Source organism: Dehalobacterium formicoaceticum, assembly GCF_002224645.1.
In the GTDB taxonomy this organism is placed as follows: domain Bacteria; phylum Bacillota; class Dehalobacteriia; order Dehalobacteriales; family Dehalobacteriaceae; genus Dehalobacterium; species Dehalobacterium formicoaceticum.
Genome location: NZ_CP022121.1, coordinates 3,715,376 through 3,728,058 on the forward strand (window position 1 = coordinate 3,715,376; position 12,683 = coordinate 3,728,058).

Below are 12,683 nucleotides of genomic sequence, written 5' to 3' on the forward strand. Positions count from 1 at the left end.
AGTTAAAGAGCTGCCGCCCGCTGATCAGTCAGATGAAGAGCTTCCAAAATCCTCTGTGCCTGGGATAAAGTTACCACCCTGTCTGCGATATTTCTGAAAAGCTTGCTCACCTGGGAAGCATAGAAGGTGGAATCCGCCAGCATTTCATATTTATCCCCCTGTCCTACGATCCTGCCGCCGGCCATGAGCAAAATATCCTCAGCATATTCAGCCGCAAATTCCACATCATGGGTAATCATCAAGATGCTTATCCCCTCTTTTTGCAGATCCAAAAGCATCTTGCCCAATTTTTCTTTTAGGGAGTAATCCAGTCCCCGTGTCGGTTCATCCAGCAACAACAGTTTAGGGCGACATACCAGCACAGAAGCAAGGGCGACCCGTTGCCTTTCTCCGGAGCTTAAGTCCCGGGGGTTTCTGTCCAGATGTGCCGTTAACCCTAATTTTTCCGTGATCTCTCCGGAAATCCCTCCGTCCTCCAAATGAAAATTTTTCAATGCAAAAGTAATTTCCTCCCGGACAGTAGGCAAAAACAAATAGTCATTAGGGTTCTGGGACAGATAACCTACCAAAGGAGCAATTTCTTCCACGGACATTTTTGCCGTATTGCGGCCTAAAATTTCTATCCACCCCCGATCCGGTTTTAAAAGACCGTTAATCAATTTAGACAAGGTGGTTTTTCCCGACCCGTTTTCCCCCATGAGCACAGTGAATGACCCTTGGGGTATCTCCAGATTAATATCTTTTAAAATCTCCTTCCCGCCCGGATAAGAAAACCACAGTTTTTCCATCCGCACCATCATCTTTTCCGTATCGCGGGGAGCTTCTCCGGTTATTTCCTGACTCGAAGAACCTTTCGGCATCTTAATACCCTCCGCAGGCCAATAGGTTCTGAGAATTTTTCTCCCGTCTTTCACCGTCACGGGAATTTCCGGGAAGCCGGCTCCGGCAAACAATTTGACCAAGGGAGGAATAAAGGGCATCTGATGCTCAGCAGCCCACCGGGCCAGGGTATCAGGAGCATGGTGATCGGAAAGGATTTTGCCCTGCTCCATCACCAACACCCGATCCGCCAGATGAAAACAGCGTTCCAGCCTTTGTTCAATCAACACAACGGTAATCCCGTTATCTTCATTTAAACGGCGGATAACAGTCAATATTTCCTCACCGGCAACAGGATCCAACTGGGAAGTAGGTTCATCCAAGAGCAGGATTTCCGGCTGCATCGCCAAAACTGCGGCCAGCGCAACTTTTTGCTTCTGACCCCCGGATAATTCCGGGGCAAAACCACCCATAATCCCGCCCAAATCCAATGCGCCGGATACTTCCATTAAACGACGCTTCATCAAACTGTCGGGCATCCCCAGATTTTCCATTCCAAAGACTAATTCCTGTTCCACCGATGTCATCACCAACTGCCCTTCAGGATCCTGAAAAACCATGCCCACTTTTCCGGTGCGCTTTCTGCGGTTCATTTGAGATACATCCTCTCTATCCAGCAGCACTTGACCTGATATCGTACCCCCATAGAATTCCGGGATCAGTCCACATATGGCTCTGATCAGAGAGGATTTTCCACAGCCGGATCCTCCGACAATCAGCACAAACTGCCCTTCCGGAATCTCCAGGTTAATCCGGTCTAAAGCTGCTTCTTCACGATCCGGATAAGTATAGGTCAAATTTTTGATCTGAATAAAGGCCACTTTCCCCACCCCCAACTCAACAACGCCGGCGTACTCAAAAGTACGATTAACACTCCTGCGTTTTTGACTGAATCTACTTGAATTCTTTCCATTCTGGGATAATATGCATAAGCAGATGTTCCGCTAAAAACTGCCCAAAGGCCAATACCAAGGCCGATACATAGTGCCACAATAATTATCCGATCTCTGGGACGCCACAGATCATGGCGAATAGCGGTCCGGGGACCGCTGCCATAGCCCCGGGCATGCATGGATTCCGCCAGTTGCAGGGCACGTTCCAAACTGGACAGAAGCAGGACGCTCATCACGGGAATGGATTTTTTGATTCTTTCCCACCAGCCTCCCTTATCAAATTTTACCCCGCGGCAACGCTGAATTTCCGTGATGCGTTGATAATCCTGGGTAATCAAAGGAAAAAGCCGGGTGGATAGGGTGATGGCTAAGACAGATTTGTTGCCTCGTCTGCTAAGAAGCTTCAGCACCTTATCAGGATGCACCCCATAGGAATAAAGGCAAAATACGCTGATAATCACCAAGAGACGTATCCCCATCCCGACACTGTAGGCTAAGGCCTCCATAGTGATTTCAACTTCTCCCAATAAGGGAATCCTGGGTCCGGTGAGCAATATCGTAGTGCCAGCATTAGAAAAAATGGCATTGATCACCATCATAAATAGCACCATAATCACGGTAAATTTTAAGTATCCCTTCCACTGTGGAACAATGCCGGCGGCAATGATCACCAGGCTTACCCCACCAAAAAGCGCCAAAAGATATACCGGATGAGAAAAGAGCAAGGCCAACAGAAAGACCACCCCGATAAAAGATACAGCTGTCAATGGATGGAGCTGGTGAATTAAGTTGTTTTTTTCTTTGTACGCCAGCATAATTCTCCCGCTTTCTTTTTTTATTAAAGCAATATTTTGAAATCTTTGCTAAAATCAGTCCGATAACAGGGGCAACCGGACAACTTTCCCGGCCTTAATGGCTGCGCTATACATCCCGCTGATTTTATTCGGCTCACTCGCCAGCAGATTTACCGCTTCTTCCAAACCTTTTTCGTCTGTACCGGACATGATCCAAAGAGGCGCTTTATCCCCCAAGCCGGAACCGGTAGCCAGAAGCACGCCGGTACTGCCGGAGACCCTCCGACCCGCTTCCCCGTTATATAGAAGCAGATCCAGCCCCTGGTCCGTAAAATGAACCGAACTCCCGGTTTTCCGATAGGCGTTATTGAAATCCTGGAGCCACTTTATCTGATTCAATTCCTGCCACTCTCCAAGAACCAATACCGGCCCTTTTCTTTTTTTTAGCACATTCTCGTCAATCTCTTTAATGCTTACTGTTTTTACTCCTTGCGTTGTCAAAGCTTTTTTCATCTTTTCGCCCAGCGCCTTTTTATCCGGTGTATACATCACCGTAGTGGCGCCTGCCTGTCCCCCGTAGCCGTGTATAAAAGGTTGGGGATAACTGCCGATCACCGCTGGATTGGCAGAACCCATACCATGCCAAAGATGATAATCCCACCAAACGACTTCTCCCCCCTGAAGATGATATGCGTCCGCTCCCATATCGGCACAAACCCCATTAACATAAAAAAACCAGTCTGTTCTTTTGCCGGAAAGTCCTCCTTTATCCGTCTTCAAACCATTAATCCCCTTAATAAAGCCACCGTCATAATCGGTTTCTATCTTCATATTAGCTTCCAAAAGATCTAAAACGGTCCCGTCTTTTTCTATTTCCACTTTTTTTGCAGTGATTACCTGAGCGCCAAAATCCTTGGTTACCAGCAAAGTAACGGCATTTTTCTTGACCGGTTTAACTGAATTTTCCGGTGTTTTCTGCTGATCAAGTTTTTTTAACGGGCCGGTGCTTTTTTCTTTTGCCTGATCTGCTTGCAGAGTAGATGTTTTCTTATTTGAAGCAGTCTCCCCTTGCACAGGCAGCTTTTTATCTGCCGATTTTTCTGAATCCTTTGACGCTTTTTCCGTCTTGATATCAGACCCGGTTTCCACTGTTTCTTTAGTTTCTTCGGCTTCTACCTTATTTTCTTCTTTGGTTTCTCCCCTTTCCTTTCCTGTATCGGTATCCATTTCCGTAACCGCTTGGGTGGTATTGTTCGACGGTGGATTTTCCGCTTCTTGCCCCCCGCATCCCCAAGTCATAAGTAGAATCAGAAAGAGCAAAAGCAACAAAGAAAAAACGTATTTCTTTTTCACTTCATTTTCACCTCCCGGGTGTTAATTTCCTTCGGCTCCTAAGTACCGGTACACTGTTACTGCCGCTTCTACCCGGGTCAGGAAATTACCGCCCCTAAAAGTATTGTCTTCATATCCGGTCATCAATCCCTGCTCATGCACAAAGTGAATTCCAGGCACCGCCCATGTCGGGATCCCCTTTGCATCTTTAAAGTTTAAGGACAGGTTTTGATCGGCGATCGGCGCCTTTTCCTGCATCCGGTAGAAAATAGCTGCGGCCTCATTTCTGGTGATATTGTCCTTGGGACGGAAGTTACCGCCCTCACCGGTAATAATATTCATATCATAAGCTTGTTGCACATAACCGGCAAACCAATCATCTGCTTTTACATCTTTAAACAATCCATTCCCATATACTTGAGGCTCCAACCCGGCACTTGCAACCATGATCTTAACAAACTCCCCTCGGTTGATCGACCGCTTGGGTTCAAAACCGCCGCCGGTACCGCTGATATAACCTTGTCCGGCCAGAATCTCGATGGCATCTTTTGCCCAAGCCATACTTTCATCCACATCGGAGAAGCTCTTTCCTTCCGGCAGTTGGAGCACGGCGATTTTAGTAAAATGGTCAACCCGGAAAACAACTAAACCAGTCTCCATGTCAATTATTCCCGGAACAGGCACCCACATTTCAGATTCTTCGTTATACCAAGCAGGGAATATTTGTTTCATCTCCAGTCCATCCGTAAAAGGTGTCCTGATCGCAATAATTGCTGACTGATTAAATTTCGCGCTCTCGGAAGCTAATTCATAAATAGAAGAGACTAATTTTACAGCAAACTGTTTGGGCCGGTCAGCGGAACCTACCTCGTTCAGCCTAATTTTTCCCCCTTGGCTCAGGGCTTGCGCCGAAATCAGTAAAGCTACTTCACCATCAGATAAAAATGACTCCTCTGTGCCTGCATCCAAGGATAAAGACACATTATGCTTTTCCAATTCTTCTTTTAAAGCAACCGCCTCTTGAGCCGTCATTTTTTTATCAGCATTCAGCAGTTTATTTTCCTTTAATCCTACCAGATTGTCTATGTATGCTGTGACCATCGATTTTGTAATTTTCTCCTCAGTCCCAACAGAAACACTTCCTGCCCCTGCTGAAGCACCACTGGGCCAATCAGGCCCATGGGTATCCATGGCATCCATGCTGTACCACCAGAGAATTTTGTCCCCCGCTTTTACCTTGGTCACTCCGGCCGCAACCTCAGGCACGGTATTGTTGACCTTAAACATCCAACCGTTTTGACCCTGATTTTTTTGGCCTTCAATTTCCACCACCAGATCTTCACTGTCTTTGGAAGCTGCCCAGTCCAAACCAGCGGCATCCAAAGCCCCCAACGCAGTCCAACCATAGGTGTCCTTTTTGGATATGGTTACATTGTCGGGTCCAAAGAGGACATCCTTCGCACCGCCTTTTCCCACAATATATACTTTTACCGTTATATCATCGGAACTGCCGCTGCCACCGCCTCCCCCGGAATTTCCCTTATCTTGCACGATAAAACTTCCATTATAGGTAACTACATCGGGATACCCTTGATCACTGCTGTTTGATACCGTAAAATTTATCGTTCCCTTTGTCACATAGGCGATGTTTACCTGACCATTTTCACTGGTATAGCTTGTCTCTCCAACCTTAACAGCATAATTACCAATAACCCCTTTCTCCTCTTCAGTCAAATCACTCAGCCCGTCCGGCCAATTATATTTTTTCGCGCCGATGGTGATGGTAACCGTCTCTCCTTCCTTAATATTTGCCGGACTGACACTTACCTGGGGTAAATAGGTTTTTCCCACCCAAGTGGTATTATCGGCGGCTCCGATATAGAAGACGATTTCATCTCCATCCTTCACCTTATAACCGCCTGATCCCAGATCAAAGGCACCGGGTTCAATCTCCCCATCCCGGATTACGTAATACAACCAATTTGTATTTATCCCTTCGACAATCCCCGTCTGACCGGCTTCTCCTTTGATCCGGCTGATCCAACCGTCAAAATCCTCAACCTCTTCTTCTCCCACCGCTTTTTTTAAGGCATCCAGAGCGGTGCCGGTCACTGTTACTTTCTCATCCGCCAGGTTGGTTTCATGTCCCTCCACCCGTACCCGAACAGTTTTTTCCTCAGATGGATCACCACCCGGTTCACCGGAGCCTCCGGAACCTCCATTACCACTTTCCACAACCTGGGCCAAGGCCATCAATGCAAATCTGGTCGCTATCAAGTCTGAAGAAGCATTGGCCACATGACTAAATGAACCGTCGGACAATTGAAAACGGAGCAAAGCATCAATCATGTTATCATTATTCTTCTGCCATCCAACTGCAGTAACATCCTTTTCAATAGCCAATAAACCCAATATTACACTGGCGGTAGACTCACAGTTTTCTGTTAAAGCATTTGCATCCGTACCGAATCCACCCGTCTCCTTCTGAACACAGTGCAAATAATCCATAGCTTCTGCATAAGCTGCTTCCACTCCATCTGCATCTTGATGGTTGGCTAGTGCCACCAAAGCAAATCCAGTAGAATCCGTATCAGGAGTCTGATCTTTATTAGTCCAGGAAAAACCGCCGCTCTCGTTTTGCTGACCTAACAGATAAGCAACAGCAGCTTCCGTGTTATAGTTCCCGTTAGTCCGATCCAAGGCAATCATCGCCCAATAAGTCAGCATCGTTTCGGCGCCAAAACCTCCGTTGTCTTCCTGCAATGCGGCTAATTCCGCAACCAGGTTTCTGCCTTCGATATTCGCCGGATCCTCTCCTGACGCGTCTATGCTAAGGATCAAAGACAAATAATCCAAAACACCGGCCTCTTCATTTAAAGTATCTAAATTCCATTCCGGCAGCTGCCATGGATCATCCTGTAAATTCTCCCCAGCCTCCGTCAATCCCACTATTTCCTGCCAATGGGTTAAGTTATTCTTGTTGTCCGCGTAAAAGATGACTGTCTTTTGCTGGGCTTCCTTATAAAAATTAACACTTTCACTAGCGCTAACGATACCGGAAAAAACAAGTAAAAGAGTTATTAGAAGACAGCAAAGCATACTTTTCTTAATTTTCATGTTTATCCCCCTCTTTTTCATTTTTTCTTTAAACTGAAAATACACGTTCAGACAAGGTCAATCTAAAATTTCTCTTAGCTTCAGCAAGGTTGATCCTTTTTGATAAACAAAAAAAGACATCATCCAAAAAGATGATGCCTCCGTTGTTCGGTCAGCGTCACTAGCTCATTTTCTATAACCAGGTACATTATTTCGTCAACATATTCGGATCTGCTTCCCATATGTTTTTCATGCAAAGCTCGGTATTTTCATTAAATAAGAACGCCTTATAATTTTATAGATTTAGTGATTTCTTCAATTCTCACCGGTTCCCAATCCTGGATAATAACCTTCAATTCGCCAAATCCCGTACTGCGAATCAACTCAATTAGTTTTTTCTCCTTTTCCGTCACCATCATTTTTAAATTAGCTTCTTTCACTCGATCCCCCTCCCATTTGATTTTATTTTGTCCGAATAATTATTGATGCCTAAAACAGAGTTTTTGGCATAAGATGGAGTTTTGCTCCATCTTATGCTTAACAATCGTTATCCAGGAACTTAGTGCTAGTTAGTTATTTGATAAAACTCCTGATTTCTCGCCATCTAGCTTACTTAATTTAGCTGCAGCCTTGGCCTGTCCTTTTTTCAATCCAAAATAGTATCCCAAAAATCCTGCCCCCAAAGCAGCCTGGAGCGCAAAAAGCAGACTTTCCGTTTCTCCTCCCGGTGGTTCCCAGAAAGGAGTAAACCATGGCTCATAAGAAGGATCAACTTCCGTAATGGCTTCTTCCGCAAGACCATCCGCGCCGCCAAATTCAGAATCTTGCACCAAGAATAAAGGAGTTACGGCTAAAATAATCACGATTAGAATCAAAATCCAGGAATACTTCATTTTTTATTTCGCCTCCTTCTTGTTCGGGGAAATCAGATTAAGTAATCCCATTTCGTTCTTGCTGTAAGTTGTCAAGAAATTAAAAACGACAACGGTTAGCAAGCCTTCACTGATCGCCAAAGGAACCTGTGTTACGGCAAAAATACCTAAAAATTTAACCGCCGATGCAGCAATTCCGCCCACTTCTGCTGGAAAAGCCAATGCTAGCTGGAGGGAGGTGACAACATAAGTCATCAAATTCCCCAAAGCGGCGGCCAGAAATACGGCAATTCCGTTGGATAAACCGACCTTCCTCGAAAATACAAATACACCGTATGCAACAAAAGGACCTGCCACACCCATAGAAAAAGTATTGGCTCCCAAGGTGGTCAGACCCCCATGGGCCAGAAGAATTGCCTGGAACAACAAAACAATGCAACCAATCACACCCATAGCAAGAGGCCCGAATAGCACAGTGCCCAAGCCAACCCCTGTAGGATGGGAGCTGCTGCCTGTAACTGAGGGAATCTTCAGCGCAGACAAAACAAAGGCAAAGGCACCGGATACTCCTAACAGCAACTTCAGCTCTGGGTTTTTGGAAACTTTTTTAGAAATGGATATAATACCCAGGATAATAAACGGCAAGGTCAGCACAGACCAGAAAATTGCCCATTTGGCAGGTAAAAATCCTTCCATAATGTGCATAGCACGAGCTTCTTGGGGAAAGAAACTAAAAATTCCTAACATAAGTATAAAAGCTGCAAACAATTGCAAATACTTTTTCATGAATTTTTCCTCCTTTTTTTGTTTTTATTTCTTGAAGGTAACAATTTCAAACTACCTTAACCGCCTCCCTCCCGTAATATAATCTTTTATAAAATAAAAATCCCCCCTAATTTTAATACAGGGGGGAATCTACATACAGTAAACCTTAGCAAGCCAAGCCGTTCTCTCCTCGGGCTACAGCTTTCTAAAAGGCAGGTCTTCTGGCTCTCGTGTCATCCTCCTCCCACGCCTTCCCATCCACATAAAAACCGGATAGTGACATCTTGGGGATTCGTCTTCGATTACAGCGGCGGATCCGCACCGGAATAAAACCGGTTTCCCTATTCTCCCATACAGGCACCTAATAGATCAATATTAAATTTTATTTCTATGCAAACAAAATATCTCTTTGAGATCAAAACACACGCCTTTTTAATATCTTTATGCTAAAAGCTTATAACATGCAGGTTTCTACTAGTTTATCTTCCAGAAAATCCTTGCATACACTATTATTTGTATCTTACTACAATATTTATAACATAGGTGGTTTAAAAAAGCAATATATGATTCCACAGCAAAAAGTTCAATTTACGATTTTCTACCCTATATGTAGTGGACAATGATAGCTCGTGATACTCTATATAGACTGAATTAGGCAAAAATAGGGGTTTCTGCAGCGGTATTAGTGGCAGTTAGTTATCGGATAAAAAATTACCCGGCTCAATCCTGGCCGGGTATCATAACAAGAAAGGATTGTGTTGAGTTGTATCTGGCGAATTTAAAAAATAAAAATAATCATCAAAGATAATACTTACTACAAGAAAAATGTACCTAGACCGGCATAAAGCCGGCCGAACTACCAAATAAGGAATAACAAATGGCAAATTCTAAAGCGTTACCTAAACCTCACTAGAACCGTAATACAGTATAAGTGAGAGTTTATTCATAGACAAAGTGTACCCCATAACAATTTTTGTTAAATTTGATTTTTATTAAATTCATGATTAAATTTATAATTTATTCCTATTATCAATAAATCAGTGCTATAATATGCTAGTATATAATTTTTGCTTTAAATACAGGATCATATTATTGGCCATAATAGCCATATTAATTTAGCCGGGATATACCGCCCGGAAATATACTACAAGGAGAACTGGAGTATGATTACAAAGACCACCAACAATCGTATTATATTGTATCTGCTCTTATGCTCCTTATTTTTATCAAGTTTCATAATTATTTTAAATACCGGTGGCGTTACCTCTTCTGATATGTTTGATATTTCACCTCTATGCGGCAGAAGTGAACATTCATCAGTGAACGGCGGAGCAAATACCGGTCTTTTTGATTATTTAGCCGCTGCAAACACCTCTATGGAATCCTTTATTTTTTCGGTAAAGCAATTACGGTGGCTGGCTGCACAAAACAGTCTAAGTACGCTTATTGCTATCGTCATCATCCAAATAGCCTGTTTTATCCATTATTCAAGGCTCTCGGATCAAGCCTATACACAGTCTTATTTCAGCGTTGTGCTATCATTTCTCCATAAAACAGATGGTATGAAATGACATGGTTAAATTCATGATGGGATAATAATATGTCCCTTCCGGATAAGTCTTTTTTTAATATACTTATCCGTGACATTTCATCCGTCTGGATCCCGCACTATTGAAGAAATGCAGGGTACATGACGGATCACAATTGGAGGAATTATTTATGAAGTCAAAGCCTGTATTTTTTATAATCGTTTTATTAACTGCTGCTTTGTTTTTGCTTGCTGTATTTGGATTAAAAATTGGCAATTTTGAGCTTAAAGGTGCCGACAAAATGCGTTACGGCATCGACATCAGGGGTGGAGTAGAAGCCACCTATGAGCCGAAAGACCTGGACCGGGCACCAACTGAGAGTGAACTCCAGGCAGCAAGAGCCATTCTTGAGACACGTATGGATGCCAGTAATATTACTGACCGGGATGTTACCGTTGACAAAAGTAACGGCAAGGTTATTGTTAGATTCCCTTGGAAATCCGATGAAGCAGATTTTGACCCGCAAAAAGCCGTATCCGAGCTTGGCGAAACTGCTAAGCTGACCTTTCGGGATCCGGATGGCAATATTGTCTTAGAAGGCGCAGATGTTAAAAAAAGCTCCGCCCAAATACAACAGAATAATATGCAACCTGTTGTCACACTGGAATTATCCAATGATGGCGCGGTTAAATTTGCCCAAGCTACCGCAAGACTGATTGGACAAAGTATTTCCATTTATATGGATGAAACCCTAATTTCCGCACCAGTCGTTAGATCACAAATTACCGGCGGCAATGCGGAAATAACAAACCTGGAAAGTTTGGAAGAAGCTTCGGCACTTTCAAATAAAATTAACTCCGGTGCCCTGCCTTTTTCACTAGTCGTAAAAAATTTAAATATTATAAGTCCGACGCTGGGCAGCAATGCCTTGTCCGTGATGGTTATGGCAGGAAAGGTGGCATTTGCCCTGGTTTGTTTATTCATGCTTCTCTATTATCGCATACCCGGACTGGTTGCATGCATCGCTTTACTATTACAGGTAACCGGCCAGCTATTAGCCTTATCTATACCCCAGTTCACACTGACCCTGCCGGGTATTGCCGGTGTGATTTTATCCATCGGTATGGGTGTGGATGCAAATGTTATCGTATCTGAACGGATTAAGGAAGAGCTTAATACGGGAAAAACTTTGCGAAGTGCAATTAACAGCGGCTTTGAAAGGGCCTTTTCCTCAGTTTTTGACGGTAATATTACGGTGATGATAGTAGCCATAATCTTGATTATTTTCGGCTCCGGTTCCATGCTATCTTTCGGTTATACGCTTTTATGCGGCGTGATCATGAACTTTGTTGCCGGGGTTACGGCATCACGTCTTATGATACGCTCACTCAGCAATTTTAAGGCATTACAAAGACCGCAGTATTATGGTGCAAAGGAGGCTGTAAAATGATCAGATTCTATCAGCACAGAAAGATATTTTTCGCAATTTCTATTCTCCTTATCTTAAGCAGTATTGTTGCCGCTTTTATCAACGGCATTCAGCTTGATATTCAGTTTAAGGGGGGCACGATCGTCAAGTATACCTATTCCGGCCAAATTAACGCGGAGCAGGCGGAGAAAATTGTGGAACAGGCCGTAGGAAGAACAACCAACTGCCAACTCCAATCCAATATGGCTAAAGATGAACAAATGCTCATTGTCAGCCTGGCAAGCAATGAAGCTCTTACCTCACAGGAGCAAGAAACCATTACATCGGTGCTTACTAAGGCATTTCCCGACGCAAAGCTGGCATTGTCCGAATCCTTAACCGTTGAGCCATTTATCGGCAGACACTTTTTTATAAACGGCATGATTGCGATCGGACTATCATTTCTCCTTATTCTGGTGTATGTGGGACTGCGGTTTAAGAACATCGGCGGGCTTTCCGCAGGCGCTATGGCAATTGTAGCACTGCTTCATGACGCTTTAATCGTAACCGGTGCTTTTATCATCTTCAAAATACCGTTAAACGACTCTTTTATCGCAGCCATACTGACTATTATCGGCTTCTCTATTAATGACACCATTGTGATTTACGACCGCATCAGGGAAAATGAAAGGCTGTTGGGCAAAAAGGTCTCAACAGAAGAGTTGGTTGACACCAGTATCACCCAATCAATGACGCGTTCAATCAATACAAATGTTGCCGTATTTATGAGCATTACTGTTGTATACATCTTTGCCCAAATCTATGATATTGGATCTATCAGAGCATTTGCTCTGCCTATGATGTTCGGCATAATTTCCGGCTGCTACTCTACAATTTGCATTGCCGGACCGCTATGGACCATGTGGCAAAATCACAAGCAAAAAGTTAAATCCGCTCATGCCTAAATAATTCGAAAACCTAACAAAAGCTAATGAAATTCAAAAGGAAATGTTCCGGAGGCAAAAATAGCTTCCGGAACATTTCCTTTTTTTATTCTTTTCATGACACAAGGGGATAGGTACCTCGTTTTATAATGCAAAGATTCAGTTATACTA

10 protein-coding genes and 1 riboswitch are annotated in these 12,683 nt (G+C 43.8%); of the genes, 3 read left to right on the forward strand and 7 right to left on the reverse strand.

Translation table 11 applies throughout. From position 1 onward, the window contains the following. Positions 1-2 precede the first annotated feature (2 nt). The 7 genes from CEQ75_RS18000 to CEQ75_RS18025 all read right to left on the reverse strand — a co-directional run bounded on the left by CEQ75_RS18000 (position 3) and on the right by CEQ75_RS18025 (position 8,652). Positions 3-1,700, reverse strand: coding sequence for an ABC transporter ATP-binding protein (locus CEQ75_RS18000; protein WP_089612399.1), 1,698 nt, complete (start codon positions 1,698-1,700; stop codon positions 3-5). After that, positions 1,673-2,587, reverse strand: coding sequence for an energy-coupling factor transporter transmembrane component T family protein (locus CEQ75_RS18005; protein ID WP_089612400.1), 915 nt, complete (start codon positions 2,585-2,587; stop codon positions 1,673-1,675). Before CEQ75_RS18005 ends, CEQ75_RS18000 begins: the two co-directional genes overlap by 28 nt. A 54-nt stretch (positions 2,588-2,641) precedes the next feature. After that, positions 2,642-3,919, reverse strand: a complete 1,278-nt coding sequence (locus CEQ75_RS18010; RefSeq protein ID WP_089612401.1) for a DUF4430 domain-containing protein — start codon at positions 3,917-3,919, stop codon at positions 2,642-2,644. 21 nt (positions 3,920-3,940) lie between these two features. Further along, on the reverse strand, positions 3,941-7,015 hold the full coding sequence (locus CEQ75_RS18015) for an S-layer homology domain-containing protein (protein WP_198306590.1): 3,075 nt from the start codon (positions 7,013-7,015) through the stop codon (positions 3,941-3,943). A gap of 266 nt (positions 7,016-7,281) precedes the next feature. Beyond that, entirely contained in the window at positions 7,282-7,434 is a 153-nt protein-coding gene (locus CEQ75_RS18530; protein ID WP_242965321.1) for a DUF2292 domain-containing protein, read from the reverse strand. 129 nt (positions 7,435-7,563) lie between these two features. Then, positions 7,564-7,887, reverse strand: coding sequence for an energy-coupling factor ABC transporter substrate-binding protein (locus CEQ75_RS18020; protein WP_089612403.1), 324 nt, complete (start codon positions 7,885-7,887; stop codon positions 7,564-7,566). A 3-nt stretch (positions 7,888-7,890) separates the two neighbouring features. Then, on the reverse strand, positions 7,891-8,652 hold the full coding sequence (locus CEQ75_RS18025) for an energy-coupling factor ABC transporter permease (protein ID WP_089612404.1): 762 nt from the start codon (positions 8,650-8,652) through the stop codon (positions 7,891-7,893). Between the two features lie 173 nt (positions 8,653-8,825). Further along, positions 8,826-9,011, reverse strand: a riboswitch (cobalamin riboswitch). A 783-nt stretch (positions 9,012-9,794) separates the two neighbouring features. Between CEQ75_RS18025 and CEQ75_RS18030 the strand changes: the two genes are divergently transcribed. From CEQ75_RS18030 to secF, 3 genes are all read left to right on the forward strand, one after another. Next, positions 9,795-10,202 carry a hypothetical protein gene (locus CEQ75_RS18030; RefSeq protein ID WP_089612405.1) on the forward strand — a complete coding sequence of 136 codons (408 nt, stop codon included), beginning with the start codon at positions 9,795-9,797 and terminating at the stop codon, positions 10,200-10,202. A 148-nt stretch (positions 10,203-10,350) separates the two neighbouring features. Then, positions 10,351-11,610: a protein translocase subunit SecD gene (gene secD / locus CEQ75_RS18035; protein WP_089612406.1), complete on the forward strand. Its 1,260-nt coding sequence runs from the start codon at positions 10,351-10,353 to the stop codon at positions 11,608-11,610. Beyond that, entirely contained in the window at positions 11,607-12,533 is a 927-nt protein-coding gene (gene secF, locus CEQ75_RS18040) for a protein translocase subunit SecF (protein WP_089612407.1), read from the forward strand. Before secD ends, secF begins: the two co-directional genes overlap by 4 nt. The last annotated feature ends 150 nt before the right edge of the window (positions 12,534-12,683 follow it).

Coding starts and splice junctions, on each gene's coding strand:
- CEQ75_RS18005 (WP_089612400.1), bottom strand. CDS start 2,587: ATGCTGGCGTACAAAGAAAAAAACAACTTAATTCACCAGCTCCATCCA.
- CEQ75_RS18015 (WP_198306590.1), bottom strand. CDS start 7,015: ATGAAAATTAAGAAAAGTATGCTTTGCTGTCTTCTAATAACTCTTTTA.
- CEQ75_RS18020 (WP_089612403.1), bottom strand. CDS start 7,887: ATGAAGTATTCCTGGATTTTGATTCTAATCGTGATTATTTTAGCCGTA.
- CEQ75_RS18025 (WP_089612404.1), bottom strand. CDS start 8,652: ATGAAAAAGTATTTGCAATTGTTTGCAGCTTTTATACTTATGTTAGGA.
- CEQ75_RS18030 (WP_089612405.1), top strand. CDS start 9,795: ATGATTACAAAGACCACCAACAATCGTATTATATTGTATCTGCTCTTA.
- secD (WP_089612406.1), top strand. CDS start 10,351: ATGAAGTCAAAGCCTGTATTTTTTATAATCGTTTTATTAACTGCTGCT.
- secF (WP_089612407.1), top strand. CDS start 11,607: ATGATCAGATTCTATCAGCACAGAAAGATATTTTTCGCAATTTCTATT.